The 17,135-nt window shown below is 63.6% G+C and carries 14 protein-coding genes; 12 read left to right on the top strand and 2 right to left on the bottom strand.

Annotated features, from left to right (window positions below; all coding sequences use genetic code 11):
* Positions 1 to 3 precede the first annotated feature (3 nt).
* From murD to murG, 3 genes are all read left to right on the top strand, one after another.
* On the top strand, positions 4 to 1,401 hold the full coding sequence (gene murD, locus HMPREF9695_RS15015) for a UDP-N-acetylmuramoyl-L-alanine--D-glutamate ligase (protein ID WP_006021718.1): 1,398 nt from the start codon (positions 4 to 6) through the stop codon (positions 1,399 to 1,401).
* 297 nt (positions 1,402 to 1,698) lie between these two features.
* Entirely contained in the window at positions 1,699 to 2,850 is a 1,152-nt protein-coding gene (ftsW, locus tag HMPREF9695_RS15010; RefSeq protein ID WP_006021717.1) for a putative lipid II flippase FtsW, read from the top strand.
* 10 nt (positions 2,851 to 2,860) lie between these two features.
* Entirely contained in the window at positions 2,861 to 3,961 is a 1,101-nt protein-coding gene (gene murG, locus HMPREF9695_RS15005) for an undecaprenyldiphospho-muramoylpentapeptide beta-N-acetylglucosaminyltransferase (protein WP_006021716.1), read from the top strand.
* On the opposite strand, the gene HMPREF9695_RS15000 is transcribed toward murG, so the two are convergent.
* Positions 3,962 to 4,867 carry a LysR family transcriptional regulator gene (locus HMPREF9695_RS15000; protein WP_006021715.1) on the bottom strand — a complete coding sequence of 302 codons (906 nt, stop codon included), beginning with the start codon at positions 4,865 to 4,867 and terminating at the stop codon, positions 3,962 to 3,964.
* A gap of 113 nt (positions 4,868 to 4,980) precedes the next feature.
* Here HMPREF9695_RS15000 and HMPREF9695_RS14995 point away from each other — a divergent pair, with 113 nt between their 5' ends.
* The 3 genes from HMPREF9695_RS14995 to murB all read left to right on the top strand — a co-directional run bounded on the left by HMPREF9695_RS14995 (position 4,981) and on the right by murB (position 8,646).
* Entirely contained in the window at positions 4,981 to 6,171 is a 1,191-nt protein-coding gene (locus HMPREF9695_RS14995) for an MFS transporter (RefSeq protein WP_006021714.1), read from the top strand.
* A 143-nt stretch (positions 6,172 to 6,314) separates the two neighbouring features.
* Positions 6,315 to 7,721, top strand: coding sequence for a UDP-N-acetylmuramate--L-alanine ligase (murC, locus tag HMPREF9695_RS14990; RefSeq protein ID WP_041712518.1), 1,407 nt, complete (start codon positions 6,315 to 6,317; stop codon positions 7,719 to 7,721).
* A gap of 1 nt (position 7,722) precedes the next feature.
* Complete coding sequence (gene murB, locus HMPREF9695_RS14985) at positions 7,723 to 8,646, top strand: UDP-N-acetylmuramate dehydrogenase (RefSeq protein WP_006021712.1); 924 nt, start codon at positions 7,723 to 7,725, stop codon at positions 8,644 to 8,646.
* 10 nt (positions 8,647 to 8,656) lie between these two features.
* Here murB and HMPREF9695_RS14980 read toward each other — a convergent pair whose 3' ends face one another.
* Positions 8,657 to 9,454 carry a bestrophin-like domain gene (locus HMPREF9695_RS14980; protein WP_006021711.1) on the bottom strand — a complete coding sequence of 266 codons (798 nt, stop codon included), beginning with the start codon at positions 9,452 to 9,454 and terminating at the stop codon, positions 8,657 to 8,659.
* A gap of 124 nt (positions 9,455 to 9,578) precedes the next feature.
* On the opposite strand from HMPREF9695_RS14980, the gene HMPREF9695_RS14975 reads away from it, so the two are divergent.
* The 6 genes from HMPREF9695_RS14975 (at position 9,579) to HMPREF9695_RS14950 (ending at position 17,111) form a co-directional block, all read left to right on the top strand.
* Positions 9,579 to 10,505 (top strand): D-alanine--D-alanine ligase, encoded by a 927-nt coding sequence (locus HMPREF9695_RS14975; protein ID WP_006021710.1) that lies wholly within the window; start codon positions 9,579 to 9,581, stop codon positions 10,503 to 10,505.
* 137 nt (positions 10,506 to 10,642) lie between these two features.
* Positions 10,643 to 11,458, top strand: coding sequence for a cell division protein FtsQ/DivIB (locus HMPREF9695_RS14970; RefSeq protein ID WP_006021709.1), 816 nt, complete (start codon positions 10,643 to 10,645; stop codon positions 11,456 to 11,458).
* On the top strand, positions 11,455 to 12,777 hold the full coding sequence (ftsA, locus tag HMPREF9695_RS14965; RefSeq protein WP_006021708.1) for a cell division protein FtsA: 1,323 nt from the start codon (positions 11,455 to 11,457) through the stop codon (positions 12,775 to 12,777). Before HMPREF9695_RS14970 ends, ftsA begins: the two co-directional genes overlap by 4 nt.
* Before the next feature lie 87 nt (positions 12,778 to 12,864).
* Entirely contained in the window at positions 12,865 to 14,622 is a 1,758-nt protein-coding gene (gene ftsZ, locus HMPREF9695_RS14960; RefSeq protein WP_006021707.1) for a cell division protein FtsZ, read from the top strand.
* Between the two features lie 362 nt (positions 14,623 to 14,984).
* The gene (gene lpxC / locus HMPREF9695_RS14955) at positions 14,985 to 15,944 is read left to right on the top strand and encodes a UDP-3-O-acyl-N-acetylglucosamine deacetylase (protein ID WP_006021706.1); all 960 of its coding nucleotides are present in this window, start codon (positions 14,985 to 14,987) and stop codon (positions 15,942 to 15,944) included.
* 273 nt (positions 15,945 to 16,217) lie between these two features.
* Positions 16,218 to 17,111 carry an outer membrane protein assembly factor BamD gene (locus HMPREF9695_RS14950; protein WP_006021705.1) on the top strand — a complete coding sequence of 298 codons (894 nt, stop codon included), beginning with the start codon at positions 16,218 to 16,220 and terminating at the stop codon, positions 17,109 to 17,111.
* Positions 17,112 to 17,135: the final 24 nt, after the last annotated feature.

The following is a 17,135-nucleotide window of genomic DNA, read 5'->3' as shown; positions in this document are numbered from 1 at the left end:
CGCGTGACGCCTGTCACTTCCTTCAAGGGCAAGACGGTTGCCGTGTTTGGCCTCGGCGGATCGGGGCTTGCGAGTTGTCATGCGTTGAAGGCGGGCGGCGCGGAAGTGATCGCCAGCGACGATACGCCGGCGAAACTTGCGGAAGCGGCGAGGGCCGGTTTCATCACCGCGGATCTGCGGACGGTCTCCTGGGCGAATTTCGCGGCGCTGGTTCTGACGCCGGGCGTGCCGCTGACCCATCCTCAGCCGCACTGGACGGTACTTGCTGCAAAGCAGGCGGGCGTCGAGGTGATCGGCGACATCGAACTGTTTTGCCGCGAACGTAAACGTCATGCGCCCGACGCGCCGTTCGTCGCCATCACCGGAACCAACGGCAAGTCCACCACCACCGCGCTTGTCGCGCATCTGATGCGCGAAGCCGGTTACGATACCCAGATGGGCGGTAACATCGGCACCGCGATCCTGTCGCTGGAGCCGCCGGCCAAGGGCCGCGTCCATGTGATCGAGATGTCATCATACCAGATCGACCTCACGCCGTCGCTCGATCCCAGCGTTGGCATCCTGCTCAATGTCACCGAAGATCATATCGACCGTCACGGCAGCATCGAACATTACGCCGCAGTGAAGGAGCGGCTGGTGGCGGGCGTGCAGCGGAACGGGACCGCGATCGTCGGTGTCGACGATCACTGGTGCGCGGCGATCGCCGACCGCGTCGCGCAGGCAGGCAGGAATGTCGTCCGCGTGTCGGTGAAGCATCCGGTAGCCGACGGCATCTGCCTCGAAGGCGACACCATTGTTCGCGTTGATAGCGGAGCCCGGTCGCGGATCGCGAGCATCAATGAGATCGGTTCGCTGCGCGGACTGCATAACGCGCAGAACGCGGCGTGTGCGTCGGCCGCGGTGCTGGCGCTCGGCGTCAGTCACGAGATGTTGCAGCAGGGACTGCGCAGCTTTCCGGGCCTTGCGCACCGCATGGAGCAGATCGGGCGCCAGGGCAATGTGCTGTTCGTCAACGACTCCAAGGGCACAAATGCCGACGCCGCGGCGCGCGCATTGTCGTCGTTCAGGGACATTTTCTGGATTGCCGGCGGCAAGCCGAAGACCGGCGGCATCGAGAGCTTGCGAGAATTCTTTCCGCGGATCCGCAAGGCCTATCTGATCGGCGAGGCGGCGCAGGAGTTTGCGGCGACGCTTGGCGATGTGCCGCACGAAATCAGCAAGACCCTTGAGGAAGCGGTGCCGCATGCTGCACGCGATGCGCAAGCGTCTGGTGTCGGAGAGCCGGTTGTCCTGCTGTCCCCGGCCTGCGCCTCTTTCGACCAGTTTCCGAATTTCGAGAAGCGGGGCGACCGTTTCCGCGAAGTCGCCAACGCGCTGCCGGGCGGCCTGACGCCTCCCTGAAGCGAGCCTCTTCCGTTATCCCGTTGCACTTTGACGAGATTTTTTCTCGTATTTGCCTATCCTTAACCCTCCGGAAACCATGATGCGGGAGTAATACCCCGTTAACCGCTCGTGTGGCGGTTCGCAGGTCCGCATCGCTGTGCAGCTAGCTCAATTTGCGGACCGGCGAACCAAGGCCACACGAGAAGTCATATTTATTCAGTGTCCTTCCGAATCCGAAGTTCGCTACGGAACGTGCAGCAGGACTGGCGAACTTCGGATTCGAAAGGACACTGGTACCAGGATGGCGGACGGCCCATGATCTCCCGCGAACAACGCACACCCTTGAGCGAATGGTGGTGGACGGTGGACCGGCTGCTGGTGGCCGCTTTCATCACGCTCATGCTCGGCGGCGTGATCCTGTCGCTGGCCGCGAGTCCGCCGGTGGCGGCGCGCATCGGCCTCGATCCGTTTCACTTCTTCAACCGGCATGTGCTCTTCCTGGTGCCGTCGCTGATCGTGATGCTCGGCGTGTCGTTCCTGTCGCCGCGTCAGGTGCGCCGTACCGCGCTGGTTGTGTTTACGGTCAGCATCCTGCTGGTCGTGGCGACACTGCTGTTCGGGCCGGAGGTGAAGGGCGCCAAGCGCTGGATCACCATTCTCGGCATCAACATTCAGGCCTCGGAATCCCTGAAGCCCGCTTTCGTCGTTCTCGTGGCGTGGCTGTTCGCCGAATCCGCCAAGCGGCCCGAAATGCCGGCGACGTCGATGGCGCTCGGCTTGCTGCTGATGACAGTCACGCTGCTGGTGCTGGAGCCGGACTTCGGCCAGACCATGCTGATCCTGATGGTGTGGGGCACGCTGTTCTTTATCGCCGGCATGCGGATGATCTGGGTGTTCGGGCTGATGGGCGCGGGCGCGGTCGGATTGTTCGGCGCCTACATGATGGTGCCGCACGTGGCAGGCCGCATCAAACGCTTCATGGACCCTGCGTCGGGTGACACGTTCCAGGTCGACACGGCGATGGAAGCTTTCACCCATGGCGGCTGGTTCGGACAGGGGCCGGGCGAGGGGACAGTGAAGCGCATCTTGCCGGACAGCCATACCGACTTCGTGTTCGCCGTGGCGGCCGAGGAATTCGGAATCATTCTGTGCCTCGCGCTGCTGGCGCTGTTCGCCTTCATCGTGATCCGCGCGTTGTCGCGGGCTTATGCCAGTGAGGATATGTTCGCGCGCTTTGCCGCTGCGGGCCTCGCGATCATGTTCGGTATCCAGGCGTCGATCAACATGGCGGTGAACCTGCACCTGATGCCGGCCAAGGGCATGACGCTGCCGTTCATTTCCTATGGCGGCTCGTCGATGATCTCGCTGGCCTACGGCGTCGGCATGTTGCTCGCGCTGACGCGGCAGCGTCCGCGCGTCGAAATGGAATCGATCGGCGCTGCCAACGCCGCACACGGCTTCGCCTGACGAGGCGGTTATGCCGGATACACCTCTCATCATGCTGGCAGCGGGCGGAACCGGCGGGCACCTGTTTCCCGCCGAGGCGCTCGGCGTGGCGCTGATGAAGCGCGGCGCGCGCGTGCGGCTGATGACGGACTCGCGCGCGGTGCGCTACGGCGGAATGTTCACGTCCGACATGATGGATGTGGTGCCGAGCGAAACCGTCCGTGGGCGCACGCCGTGGGCGCTCGCGCGCACCGGCGCGATGCTCGCGGCCGGCGGCGCGATGTCGCTCGCGCTGCTGTTACGGCAGAAGCCGAAAGCCGTGATCGGGTTCGGCGGCTATCCGACACTGCCACCTTTGATTGCGGCGAAACTCCTCGGCATCCCGACGATCATTCACGATTCCAACGCCGTGCTCGGCCGCGCCAATCGCTTGCTGTCGACGCGGGTCAGCGCGATCGCGACATCGCTGCCTGGTGTCCTTGACCGCGATCCGGCGCTGGCTGGAAAAGCGACGGTCACCGGCACGCCGATGCGGCCTGCGATCCTCGCTGCCGCTGCGGTGCCTTACGCTTCGCCGGATACAACGGGGCCGTTGCGTCTGCTCGTTGTCGGCGGCAGTCAGGGCGCGCGCATCATGGCGGACATCGTGCCGCCGGCGATTGAGAAACTTGACCCGGCGCTGTGGCGCAGATTGAGCCTGGTACAGCAGGTGCGCGAGGAAGACATGAGCCGCGTACGCGCGGTCTATGATCGTCTCAAGATCGAAGCCGAACTGGCGCCGTTCTTCGCCGATCTGCCGGCGCGGCTCGCAGCAACGCATCTGGTGATCTCGCGTTCGGGCGCTGGCACTGTCGCCGAACTTGGAGCGATAGGTCGTCCGTCAATTCTGGTGCCGCTCCCCGGCGCAATCGATCAGGATCAATTCGCCAATGCCGGCGTGCTGGAGAAAGCAGGCGGCGCGATCCGGATTCCGCAAAACGAATTCACGCCGGATCGTCTGGCGTCGGAAATCTCCACGCTCGGGGCCGATCCGGCGCGGCTGACCACGATGGCGACCAGCGCGCGTTCGGTCGGACGCCTCGATGCCGCGGAACGTCTCGCCGATCTCGCGGTAAAGGTTGCGGGAATTTAGCTAAAGCTTCACGTGCTCAACCAGGTAATCCAGAAACGCCCGTACCCGCGCCGGCAGTTGTCCGCCATGGCCGACGAACACCGCATGGATCGGCTCGAGATCGCCGGGGTTGAAGTCTTCGAGTACCGGCACAAGGCGGCCCGCCTTGATATCCGCATCGACATGAAAGCGGGCGAGCCGGGAGAGACCTGCGCCTGCAACGGTCAGCCGTTGCATGGCCTCGCCGTCGGAGACCAATGCGGTGCCGACCGGTGGCACCGAGACGATGCGGCCGCTGCTGTCACGAAACGGCCAGCCGTCCATCTGCTTTGAAAAGCAGAAGCCGAGCATATTGTGCTTGGCAAGATCGGCGGGCGTGCGCGGCGTTCCGTGGTCCGCGAGATAGGCGGGCGCCGCGACCACGACCATCCGACTCTCGCCGAGCTTGCGCGCGAGCAGACGGGACTCGCGCAGCGGTCCCACGCGGATGGCGATGTCCGCGCGCTCTTCCATCAGGTCCACCACCGTATCGGTCAGCGCCACGTCGACATTGACGCCGGGATGCAACTTGAGAAATCCGGGCAATAGCGGCAGCAGCCAGTGCAGCCCGAACGGCACGCTGGTATTGACCCGCACCCGGCCGCGCGGGGTTGCGCCGATTGCGGCTTCGCGCTCCGCCGTATTGATGTCGTCGAGAATGCGGATGCTGCGGTCGTAATAGGCCGTACCTTCCGGGGTCAGTTGCAGCTTGCGGGTCGACCGGTTGATAAGGCGCACGCCGAGCCGGGTTTCCAGCCGCGCCACCAGTTTGCTGACCGCGGACGGCGTCATCCGGAAGGCGCGCGCCGCGGCCGAAAAGCCGCCCAGTTCCACCACGCGGGCGAACACTTCCATTTCGCCGGATCGGTTGACGTCCTGACGTGCCATTGTGACTTTGTTTCACAAATATTGTTACTTATGGAAGTCTAGTTCACGAATGGCTTTGCGTCCACTTCTCCGGAGTTGCCGGCGGTTGGCCGGATTCGCCTGAGGGATGCTCCATGCCACTCGCACTTTATGCGCTCACCGCCGGCGCTTTCGGAATCGGCGTCACTGAATTCGTCATAATGGGTCTGCTGATCCAGGTCGGCGCCGATCTCGGCGTCTCCATTCCGGCTGCGGGCCTGCTGATCTCCGGCTACGCCCTCGGTGTCGTGGTCGGTGCGCCGATCATGACCATCGCCACCGCCCGGTGGCCGCGGAAAACGGCGCTGCTGGTGCTGATGTCGGTCTTCACCATCGGCAATCTGGCCTGCGCGCTTGCCCCGAACTACTGGACCCTGATGGCCGCGCGTGTGCTCACGGCCTTCGCCCATGGCACATTCTTCGGCGTTGGCTCGGTGGTGGCAACCTCGCTCGTGGCGTCCGACAAGAAGGCATCGGCCATCGCGATCATGTTCACGGGACTCACCGTCGCGACCATTCTCGGTGTGCCGTTCGGGACCTGGCTCGGCCAGCATTTCGGCTGGCGTGCAACATTCTGGGCCGTGACGCTGGTTGGTGTGGTTGCTTTCGCCATCATTGCGCTGCTGGTGCCGGCCAGCAAGGAAGCGCCTGAAGCCTTCAATCTCAGGGAAGATCTTGCGGTTCTCAAGCGCGGCCCCGTGCTCGCTGGCTTGCTCACAACGGTGCTGGGATGGGTCGGCGTATTCGCTGTCTTCACCTATCTCGCGCCGCTGCTGACCAAGGTCACGGGCTTCTCCGATGCTGCCGTGTCGCCGATCCTGCTGGTGGTCGGCATCGGATTGCTGATCGGAAACCTGCTCGGTGGACGGTTCGCCGACAAGCGGCTCATGCCTACCGTATTTGGCAGTCTGTTCGCACTCTCGGTTGTGCTCGCACTGATGACATTCGCGGTTCACAACAAGATTGCAGTGGTTGCCTTTGCCGCTCTGTTTGGTGTTGCAGCGTTCGCGACGGCTCCGCCGCTTCAGATGTGGGTACTGGACAAGGCGCATGGTGCCGGCCAGTCGCTGGCCTCGAGTTTCAACATCGCAGCATTCAATCTCGGCAATGCGATCGGTGCGTGGCTCGGCGGTGTTGTGATCGATCGCGGACCGGGCCTTGAGTCGGTGCCATGGATCGCGGCGCTGGTGCCGCTGGCTGGTCTCGTGCTGGCGATGGCGAGTTATCGGCTTGAGGTACGCGCGAAGCCGGTTCCGGCCCCTGTTTGTCCCGCTGCCGCCGAATAGCGGACGAAGTCGGGCCTTTCCGGCCTATTTGAAAAGAATCGTGTATTTTTCCAAGCTGGCCGGGCTTGTCCCGGCCAGCTTCGTCTGTTTGAAGGACGCCATGGATGCCCGAGACGGCGTCCCCCCATGACTGGAAGATATTGATGAGACTGCCGCGCGAGATCGGACCCATTCACTTCGTCGGAATCGGCGGCATCGGCATGAGCGGCATTGCCGAGGTGCTGTGCAATCTCGGCTACACCGTGCAGGGCTCGGACGCTTCCGAGAATGCCAACGTCACCCGGCTGCGCGACAAGGGCATCAAGATCAGCATTGGCCACAAGGCCGAGAACGTGAACGGCGCGGACGTGATGGTGGTTTCCACCGCCATCAAGCGCGACAATCCTGAATTGATGGCGGCGCGCGGATTGCGCATTCCGGTGGTGCGCCGCGCCGAAATGCTGGCCGAACTGATGCGGCTGAAAAGCTGCATCGCCATTGCCGGCACCCACGGCAAGACCACCACGACCTCGATGGTCGCGACCCTGCTCGATGCGGGCAATATGGACCCCACCGTCATCAATGGCGGCATCATCAATGCCTATGGCACCAACGCACGTCTCGGCGCAGGTGACTGGATGGTGGTGGAAGCCGACGAGAGCGACGGCACATTTCTCAAGCTCCCCGCCGACGTGGCCATCGTCACCAATGTCGATCCCGAGCATCTCGATCACTTCAAGACGTTCGAGGCCGTACAGGATGCGTTCAGGGCTTTCGTTGAGGGCGTGCCTTTCTACGGCTTTGCGGTGATGTGCATCGATCATCCGGTGGTGCAGGCGCTGGTCGGCAAGATCGAAGACCGCCGCATCATTACCTATGGCGAGAACCCGCAATCCGACGCGCGGCTTGTCGACCTGGTGCCGTTCAGCGGCGGTTCGAAGTTCAAGGTTGCGTTCCGTCATCGCAAGACGGATGCGGCTCACGAGATTTCCGATCTGGTGCTGCCGATGCCGGGCCGTCACAACGCGCTGAACGCGACGGCGGCCATCGCCGTCGCGCATGAGATCGGCATCTCGGACGATGCGATCCGCAAGGCGCTGGCAGGCTTCGGCGGCGTGAAGCGGCGCTTCACGCGGACCGGCGAGTGGAACGGCGTGACCATCATCGACGACTACGGCCATCATCCGGTGGAGATCGCCGCCGTGCTCAAGGCTGCGCGTGATTCCACCAAGGGCAAGGTGATCGCCGTGGTGCAGCCGCACCGCTACACGCGCCTGCAGTCGCTGTTCGAGGAATTCTGCACCTGCTTCAACGATGCGGATACGGTCATCGTTGCAGATATTTATGCAGCAGGCGAAGATCCGATCCCGGGCGTGGATCGCGATGCGTTCGTGCTCGGTTTGCGCGCGCACGGCCATCGTGAAGTGATTCCGCTGCCCGGCGTGGACAAGCTTGCGTCGGTGGTGCGCGATGTCGCCAGGCCCGGCGACTTTGTGGTTTGTCTCGGCGCGGGTAACATCACGCAGTGGGCCTACGCGTTGCCGGACGAGTTGAAGGCGCTGGACAAATAGAGTGGCCTTTCCCGACATCAGCGCCGATCTGAAGTCTGCGATGCCCGATCTGCGCGGGCGTCTGCTGGCGAATGAATCGCTCGCGCCTCTCACATGGTTTCGCGTCGGCGGCCCGGCGCAGATTCTGTTCACGCCCGCAGACGAGGACGATCTCGCTTACTTTCTTATGAGGCTGCCGCAGGAGATTCCGGTTTATACGGTCGGCGTCGGTTCGAATCTGATCGTACGCGATGGCGGCGTGAGCGGTGTGGTCATTCGCCTGTCGCCACGCGGCTTTGGGGAAGTGAAAGCCGAAGGCGATATGGTTCGCGCCGGCACGGCCGCGCTGGATAAGCGCGTGGCGGAGACTGCTGCCGCTGCCAACATCGGCGGGCTCGAATTCTATTTCGGGATTCCCGGCTCGATCGGCGGCGCGCTGCGCATGAACGCGGGCGCCAATGGTGGCGAGACCAAGCACGTCCTGGTCGAGGCGCGGGGCATCACGCGCGCGGGCGAGAAGGTCACATTCTCGAACGCCGATATGAAATTCGTCTATCGCAATTCAGGTGTCGACACGTCGGTGATTTTCACTTCCGCGCTTTATCGCGGGCGCGTCACCGATCCCGAGACGATCCGCACCCGCATGGCCGAGGTGCAGAACCACCGTGAAACCGCGCAGCCGATCCGCGAGAAGACCGGCGGATCGACCTTCAAGAATCCGCCGGGTCACAGTGCGTGGAAACTGATCGATGCGGCGGGGATGCGCGGCTTCCGCGTCGGCGGAGCCCAGGTCTCCGAGATGCACTGCAATTTTCTGATCAACACCGGCGACGCGACCGGGCACGACATCGAGACGCTGGGCGAAACCGTGCGCGCGCGGGTCATGGAGAATTCAGGTATCGATCTGCATTGGGAGATCAAGCGGATCGGCGTCGCGCTGCCCTAGCTCAGCTTCCCTAGTTCAGAGGGCGCGGCGTGATCGCTTCGGGCAGCGACAGAAGCTGCGCCAGAGGCGCCGGCGAAACCCTGAATGCGCCGTTGAACGGATATTCCTGCAGCGCGATGATTCCCAGTGTGACGATCACCGCGCTTGAAAACACGGTCATCGAAGCAGCGAATGCGCGCGGGCGTTCGAGGTGAACGAGGGCGATCGCCACCTGCGTGAACAGCGCCAGCAGGATCACGACGAGCCATTTCAGGTCGTTCGTGTGGTCCGACGAGATGGCCACGCGCTCGTTTCGCGTTGTGCCGATGCGCAGTGCGGAGCCAAGCATTGCGGATTGGACGGCAGAGCCCGACGCTTTTCCGATCGATGGGACGCTTACTTCGTGCAGCAGGTCGTCGTATGCGGCCCCCGTGATCGGCGACGTCTGGCCCCTGTCGAGCGTCGGCCACTCGTCGGTGACGACCGATGTGACATACACTTTGATGGCCCTGCGAATGGACTGCATGTCTGAGACCGACGCCACGCTCAGCGTATGAAGGTTATGGATTTCACCGGCTTCCGTTTCTACGGCGCGATGGGCGCGGCGGTTGCGTTCGCTGACATCGTTGGCGAGGAAGCCGGTCAGGAGCGCGAACAGGATTGCAACAGAACCGAAGAATGGCGCGACCACGCCGGTCAGCGATTGCACGTGCCGGGCCAAAGGGCTGCGAAAAGAGATCAGCGCCAGAAACAGCGAGAAGCCGAAATAAAGCACGATAAGGACGGCGAAAATTCCGATGGCGGACAGGTCGAGCCAGGCTCGGATCATGAAAATAGCCTTCTTGTTGAGCCTCGCTGCCGGCTCCGATTGCTGTGTCGCGGCGACAATACCTGAATTGCGGCGGCTTGGTCATCGGCTCAAATCAGCGTAGGTAGGCGTATCGGGAGAGATCATGAATCAATTCAAACACGTCGCAGTGCTGATGGGCGGATGGTCGTCGGAGCGGGAAGTCTCGCTGCGCTCTGGCAAGGCTTGCGCCGATGCGCTGGAGCGCAAGGGCTACCAGGTCACGCGCATCGACGTGAAGCGCAACATCGCGACCGTTCTCGAACAGTTGAAGCCGGATGCGGCGCTGGTGATGTTGCACGGCAAGCCCGGCGAGGACGGCACCATTCAGGGCGTGCTCGAAACGCTCGGGATTCCCTATTCGCACTCCGGCGTGCTGTCGTCGTCGCTGGCGATGCAGAAGGATCTCGCCAAGACGGTAATGGCGACAGCGGGGGTGCCGGTGCCGGAAGGGCTGACGCTGACCCGCGCCGAAGTGGCCAAGGGGCACGCCATGGCGCCGCCCTATGTCATCAAACCGGTGGCAGACGGCTCCAGCGTCGGGGTTTTCATCGTCACCGAGGCCCACGCCCACCCTCCGCAGGAGCTGTTCCGCGAGGACTGGCCCCATGGCGACCAGCTTCTGGTCGAGAAATACATCGCGGGTAAGGAACTCACCTGTGCCGTCATCAATGGCGAGCCGACGGGGGTGATCGAGATCGTACCTTTAATCAAATTCTACGATTACGAGGCAAAGTACTCTCCGGGCGCATCAAAACACATCCTGCCTGCACCTATTTTACCTTTTGTTTACCAGGAAGTCCGAAGGTTAACGCTGGCGGCGCATGTGGCGCTTGGCTGCCGGGGCGTAAGCCGTGCGGATTTCCGTTACGACGATCGCATCGAGGGAACAGGGGGATTGACCTGCCTCGAGGTAAACACCCAACCCGGCATGACCGAGACGTCACTTGTTCCAGAGCTTGCGGCTCACGCAGGCGTAACATTTGACGAGTTGGTGCAATGGATGGTGGAGGACGCCTCTCTCGATCGGTGAGATCGCAGAGGCCCCAATCTAATCCTCAGACGAGGGGCGCTTCCGCAGCCCAGCGTCCGCGCGCCCGCGCGCAAGGTGCGGCTCGCCGTGCGAACACCGCACACGTCACCCGATACGAAGAGCCGCAATGGATCGCCATGCTGGAGCGCCGGCGTCCGCGCGGCTTCGGACTGTTCGCGACCGCCGTGGTGCTGATCGGCGCCGCCGTGCTGGGCGTGGTCAAGGGCGGTCACACCGACGAAGTGCTCGGGGCGCTGAGCGACGCCCGCAACGCTGCGGCCAATTCCGTCGGCTTCCGAATCACCAGCGTCGCGATCACCGGCCGCAAACAGCTTACGCAGGACGAGATTCTCGCCGTCGGCGGCGTAACCGGCCGCTCGTCGCTGCTGTTTCTTGACGCCGCGACCGCGCGCGACAAGCTGAAGGCCGACCCGTGGATTTCCGACGCCACCGTGCAGAAGCTTTATCCGGGCCGCTTGCAGATCGACATTACCGAGCGCTCGCCCTTCGCGCTGTGGCAGGAAAACGGCCGGGTATCGGTGATTTCGTCCGACGGAACGGTGCTTGAGCCCTATGTGGCGCGGCGTTTCGTGTCGCTGCCGCTGGTGGTGGGCAAGGGTGCCGAAACCCGCGCCAAGGATTTCCTCGGACTGCTGGAGCAATACCCGCAAGTGCGCTCGCAGGTGAAGGCGATCGTGTTCGTCGGCGAGCGGCGCTGGAATCTGCGTCTGGCCGACGGCGTCGACGTTCGCCTGCCGGAATTCGAGGTCGAGAAGGCGCTGGCGACCCTGTCCAAGATGGACAAGGAGACCGGCCTGTTCTCGCGCGACATCACCGCCATCGACATGCGGCTGCCGGATCGCCTGACCGTGCGCCTGTCGGAGGACGCGGCCAAGGCGCGCAATGATCTGCTCAAGGACAAGAAAACCCCGAAGAAGGCTGGAAGCGCATGACCAGTCTTGATGGCGTTCAAACCCCGAAGACCCGGCAGATGCCGCCGAACAAGACGGCGCTCGTCGCCGCGCTCGACATCGGCACCAGCAAGATCGCCTGCCTGATCGCGCGGCTGAAGCCGTGCCCGCCGAGCGATGCGCTGCGCGGCCGGACCCATGCCGTCGAACTGATCGGGCTGAGCCATATCCAGTCGCGCGGCGTCAAGGCCGGCGCGGTGGTCGATCTCAATGAATGCGAGCAGGCTGTGCGTCAGGCCGTGGCGCTGGCTGAGCGGATGGCCAAGGTCCGTGTTGAATCGGTGCTGCTGTCGGTCTCCGCCGGCCGCCTGCAAGGCGCTATGGTCGAGGCCTCCTCGGAATTGCGCGGCGGCGCGGTGACGCCCGCCGATATGAGCCGCGTCATCAGCGCCGGCATGCATCATGCGACCCCGCGGGGACGCACGGTGCTTCACGTTCTGCCCGCCACTTACTCGCTGGACGGCGTCAAGGGCGTCCGCGATCCGAGCGGAATGGTCGCACGCCACTTCGGCATCGACATGAACGTCATTACGGCCGACGCGACGGCGGCAAAAAACCTGATGCTGGTGGTCGAGCGTTGTCATCTCAACGTCGAGGCCATGGCTTGCGCGCCTTACGCGTCCGGGCTTGCGGTTCTGACCGACGATGAAGCCGATCTGGGCGCCGCCGTCGTCGAGATGGGCGCGGGTACCACGACGATCGCGACCTATTCCGCCGGTCAGTGTGTTCACGCCAGCGGATTTGCCGTCGGCGGACAACACGTGACGATGGATTTGGCGCGCGGTTTAGGTGCGTGCATTGCGGATGCCGAGCGAATCAAGACGTTATATGGCACCGTGCTGACCGGCGGTTCTGACGCGCGCGAAGTCATGAGTGTGCCGACGGTAGGTGGTCACGACGGTGACGCGCCGCAGATTGTATCCCGCGCCACGATTGCAAACATCGTGAAGCAGCGGGTCGAGGAGATTTTTGAGATGGTCAGGGACCGGCTCGCGGATTCCCCCTTTGCGGCAGAGCCGCGGGCGCGAGTGGTATTGACCGGCGGCGCATCGCAGCTCACCGGCATTCCGGATCTCGCCAGCCGCATTCTCGGCCGCGAGGTTCGTATCGGGCGTCCGCTCGGCTTCGGCCGGCTGCCCAACGAGGCCAAGAGTGCATCGTTCGCGGTGCCGACCGGCCTGCTGGTCTATCCGCAATTCGCACACCTTGAACACGTCGAACCGCGGCACACGCGGCAGCTCATGACAGGGACTAACGGCTACTTCGGAAAGGTCGGCAGATGGCTTCGAGAGGGCTTCTGATGATCTCAACACCGGATCGGACCAATTCATCAACCGCTTTGGCGTGCAGCCCAAGCCCCCACGCGCGCGCATAATCGAGAGGCAACCATGACCATCAATCTCACACCCCCGGATGTTCGCGAGCTGAGGCCACGCATCACCGTGTTCGGCGTCGGCGGCGCGGGCGGTAACGCTGTCAACAACATGATCTCCGCCGGTTTGCAGGGGGTCGATTTCGTCGTCGCCAACACCGACGCGCAGGCCCTCACCATGTCGAAGGCCGAGCGCATCGTGCAGATGGGCACTCAGGTCACCCAGGGTCTCGGCGCGGGTTCGCAGCCGGACGTTGGCGCCGCGGCCGCCCAGGAAGTCATCGATGAGATCAAGGATCACCTCTCGGGCGCGAACATGGTGTTCGTCACCGCGGGCATGGGCGGCGGCACCGGCACCGGCGCAGGCCCCGTGATCGCCGCGACCGCGCGCGAGATGGGGATCCTCACCGTCGGCGTCGTCACCAAGCCGTTCCACTTCGAAGGCCAGCGCCGCATGCGCACGGCGGAGGCCGGCATCGCCGAGCTTCAGAAGGTGGTCGATACGCTGCTGATCATCCCGAACCAGAACCTGTTCCGCGTCGCCAACGAGAAGACCACGTTCGCCGACGCCTTCGCGATGGCCGATCAGGTGCTCTATTCGGGCGTCGCCTGCATCACCGACCTGATGGTCAAGGAAGGACTCATCAACCTCGACTTCGCCGACGTCCGCGCCGTGATGCGCGAAATGGGCAAGGCCATGATGGGCACCGGCGAAGCCACCGGCGAGAAGCGTGCGCTGACCGCGGCGGAAGCTGCGATCGCCAACCCGCTGATCGACGATTCGTCGATGCGCGGGGCGCGGGGCCTGCTGATCTCGATCACCGGCGGCAAGGATCTGACGCTGTTCGAAGTCGACGAAGCCGCCACCCGCATCCGCGAGGAAGTCGACAACGACGCCAACATCATCGTCGGCGCGACGTTCGATGAAACCCTTGAAGGCGTTATCCGCGTGTCGGTGGTTGCCACCGGCATCGACACGGTCGCTGCCAGCCGCGCCGCTCCGGCGCCGCAGGTCACTTCAGGTGCACCTGAAAGCCGCCTTGCCGAACTCACGGCGCGTCTGCGCGCCGACAACCAGCGTATGGCCGAACGCGCGCAGCAGCAGAAGACCGCTGCCGCACCTGCGCCGGTACGTGCCACCGCCGACCAGATCGACCGCGCGGCGCTTGCTGCCATCGCGGAAGCTGTCTCTCCGACCGAGCGTCCGGCTCCGGCGCCGATGCAGCCCGCCGCCTATGGCGACGTCAGCGTGCGTCCGATTCCGCCGAAGCCCTCGCTCTTCCCGGATCACGACGAGCCGATGAACCTCCAGGAAGCTGCCCCGCCTGCGTCGTTCATTCCACAGCCTGCCGAGCGCATGCCGCTCCGCGCGCCGCGGATGCCGCAGTTCGAGGAATTGCCGGTTCCGGCCCAGAACCAGATCCGGCAGGCACGCGGCGAAACCGCCGAGGAGCATCCGCCTCAGAAGCGCGCTTCGCTGCTGCAGCGTCTGGCCAATGTCGGCCTCGGCCGCCGCGACGAGGAAACCGAGCCGCCGATCGCCGCCCGTGCGTCCGGCCCGGCCATGCCGTCGATGCCGCCGTTGCCCGAGCGCAAGCCGCAGCGTCCGGTTCCCGCCGAGTTCGGTGGCTCTGGCGCTCCGGTATCTGAATACGCTCGCCGCCCGGCACCTCAGGGGCTTGATTCGCACGGACGTCCGGCTCCGGCCGCACCGCAGGGCGGTGGGGAGGACCATCTGGATATCCCCGCCTTCTTGCGGCGCCAGGCCAACTGACAATTGTTACAATCGCTGAATGCGGCAATGCCCCGGTCACAGGCCGGGGCATTTGCATGAGGCGCCCGCGCAGTTGCCGGGATGTAAATTAAATATTTGTTTTTCCTGATAAAATCTTTGCGTTACAGGCTGCCCCGGATCGGGTGAAAGCCGTCCCCCGGGATCGGGAAAATGGCCAGACCGGCGGCGTGATTGCGGCGAGTTTGGGGTAACAATCTGTAAACAAGCGTGAGTGGCGCTCTTTGTTGCAGAGGTTAAGGTTCTCGCACTTGGGGACGATCCACGGTCGCACCGCCGGCTCAACAGGCGAAACCAGTTCGGTTACAGCGACTTGGGATGACTAAAACTTTGGGCAATCGGGAATGAAATCGAGTCGGCAGACAACGCTCCGGTCGCAGGTCACCGTGACGGGCATCGGCGTTCATTCTGGATCTCCGGTCAGTGTGACGATCGGACCAGCCGAAATCAATTCAGGTTTCATCTTCACCCGCGCTGATCGTGAAGTTGCCGCCATCGCGGCCTCCGTCATCGCCACTGATTTCGCGACCGTGCTGGGCGACGACCAGGGTCCGCTCGTTTCCACCGCCGAACATGTTCTGGCCGCGCTGCGCGGCATGGGCGTCGATAACGCCACCATCGAAGTCGACGGGCCTGAAGTGCCGATCATGGACGGCAGCGCCGCTCCCTTCGTGGATGCGATTGATCAGGCCGGCATCGTTCAGCAGAACGCAGCTCGCCGGTTCATCGAAGTTTTGAAGCCCGTACAGGTCGAGATGGGCGAATCGTTCGGCGAACTCCGCCCCCATGCAGGCGGGTTCCGCGCCGAACTCGAAATTGACTTTGCCAATTCTTCAATCGGCCGACAGGCTTACGCCTTCGACCTCGACGCCGGCAGCTTCCGCCGCGATATCTGCCGCGCCCGGACCTTCGGCTGCGTCGGCGACGTCAACAAGCTCTGGAGCGCGGGCTACGCCCTCGGCGCTTCGCTTGAGAACTCCGTCGTGTTCGACGACACGCGCGTGCTGAACACCGAAGGCCTGCGCTATGCCGACGAATGCGTCCGTCACAAGGTTCTCGACGTGGTGGGCGATCTGGCGCTGGCCGGCCTGCCGCTGATCGGCCTCTATCGCTCGGTGCGTGGCGGTCACAAGCTCAACCATGCCGTGCTCACCGCGCTGATGGCTGATCGCCATGCCTGGCGGATCGTGGAAGCTGTCGAGCCGGTGCTCGAACGTCCGGCGGTTGCACGCCGCGCCGCGCGAGGCCACGCCGATGTCGCGGGCGGCATGGTCGCCGTAGCCTACGGCCCGAACGTCTCCTGAGCGTTTGCCGTTTGCGCGCTGACGGGTTTCGAAACTCCCGGTTTAACGAGTTCGTCGGTTGACCGGGGTAGCGTTTAACCAAGCCATTGTTGAACTGCCGAAATCCGCCTTAATCCCGGCGAATTGTCCACCTATCCGGTTGGTTAAGGCCCGTTTTTCAGTTACATAGGCGCGCTGAACGAGCCTTTGGGGATTGTTTGTGCCGCGATGGCGGCAGCAGGCTGGTCAGCGACCCAAACCACGTCGGATTCATATTCAGGTCGGCCCAAACGTATGACGCTCGAACTGCGCAATAGTCCCGACCCGTCCCTGATGAGCCGTATCGGCCGTCAGGCGCGCCTTGCGTTCGGCCTGATGGTTCTGGCCGTGCCGCTCAGCGGCTGCGGTACCGGCGCCCTGTGGGACAAGTATTTCGCCAAGGAAGAAACCTTCGTCGATGAACCGGCGGACAAGCTCTACAACGAGGGCTTGTACCTGATGAACAAGAAGGGTGACCGCAAGTCGGCGATGAAGAAGTTCGAAGAGGTCGACCGCCAGCATCCGTATTCGGAATGGGCGCGTAAATCTCTTTTGATGTCGGCCTACGCGGCCTACGAGAACGGCGACTACGACGAGTGCATTTCCTCCGCCAACCGGTACGTCGCGTTGCATCCTGGCAGCCCGGACGCCGCCTATGCGCAGTATCTGATCGCCGCCTCGAACTTCGACCAGATTCCGGACGTTTCGCGCGATCAGGGCCGCACCGAGAAGTCCATCGCCGCGCTTGAGGAAGTGATCCGCAAGTATCCGACCTCGGAATACGCGACCAGCGCCAAGCGGAAGATCGAAGCCGCCCGCGACCAGCTCGCCGGCAAGGAAATGACCGTCGGCCGCTACTACATGGACAAGAAGGACTACACGGCGGCGATCAACCGCTTCAAGGTCGTGGTGACTCAGTACCAGACCACCCGGCATGTCGAGGAAGCGCTGGCGCGTCTGACCGAGGCCTATATGGCGATCGGCATTGTCGGCGAGGCGCAGACCGCCGCCGCCGTGCTTGGCCACAACTTTCCTGACAGCCGCTGGTACAAAGACGCCTACAATCTTGTAAAGTCCGGCGGTGTCGAACCGGCCGCCAACAAGGATTCGTGGATGACCCGCGCATTCAAGAAGGTTGGCCTCGGCTGATCTTCTCGTTGCAGGACTAACTCC

It is taken from the genome of Afipia broomeae ATCC 49717 (assembly GCF_000314675.2).
GTDB lineage: Bacteria > Pseudomonadota > Alphaproteobacteria > Rhizobiales > Xanthobacteraceae > Afipia > Afipia broomeae.
The sequence above is the reverse complement of the archived record's forward strand: the minus strand, read 5'-3'. Positions and strand labels throughout refer to the sequence as shown.

Bases quoted from the DNA above. Each gene is read 5' to 3' on its own strand.
- ftsW (WP_006021717.1), top strand. From the start codon at position 1,699: ATGATCTCCCGCGAACAACGCACACCCTTGAGCGAATGGTGGTGGACG.
- HMPREF9695_RS14980 (WP_006021711.1), bottom strand. From the start codon at position 9,454: ATGATCCGAGCCTGGCTCGACCTGTCCGCCATCGGAATTTTCGCCGTC.
- lpxC (WP_006021706.1), top strand. From the start codon at position 14,985: ATGAAATCGAGTCGGCAGACAACGCTCCGGTCGCAGGTCACCGTGACG.
- HMPREF9695_RS14975 (WP_006021710.1), top strand. From the start codon at position 9,579: ATGAATCAATTCAAACACGTCGCAGTGCTGATGGGCGGATGGTCGTCG.
- HMPREF9695_RS14950 (WP_006021705.1), top strand. From the start codon at position 16,218: ATGACGCTCGAACTGCGCAATAGTCCCGACCCGTCCCTGATGAGCCGT.
- murG (WP_006021716.1), top strand. From the start codon at position 2,861: ATGCCGGATACACCTCTCATCATGCTGGCAGCGGGCGGAACCGGCGGG.
- HMPREF9695_RS14995 (WP_006021714.1), top strand. From the start codon at position 4,981: ATGCCACTCGCACTTTATGCGCTCACCGCCGGCGCTTTCGGAATCGGC.
- HMPREF9695_RS14970 (WP_006021709.1), top strand. From the start codon at position 10,643: ATGCTGGAGCGCCGGCGTCCGCGCGGCTTCGGACTGTTCGCGACCGCC.
- ftsA (WP_006021708.1), top strand. From the start codon at position 11,455: ATGACCAGTCTTGATGGCGTTCAAACCCCGAAGACCCGGCAGATGCCG.
- HMPREF9695_RS15000 (WP_006021715.1), bottom strand. From the start codon at position 4,867: ATGGCACGTCAGGACGTCAACCGATCCGGCGAAATGGAAGTGTTCGCC.
- ftsZ (WP_006021707.1), top strand. From the start codon at position 12,865: ATGACCATCAATCTCACACCCCCGGATGTTCGCGAGCTGAGGCCACGC.
- murC (WP_041712518.1), top strand. From the start codon at position 6,315: ATGAGACTGCCGCGCGAGATCGGACCCATTCACTTCGTCGGAATCGGC.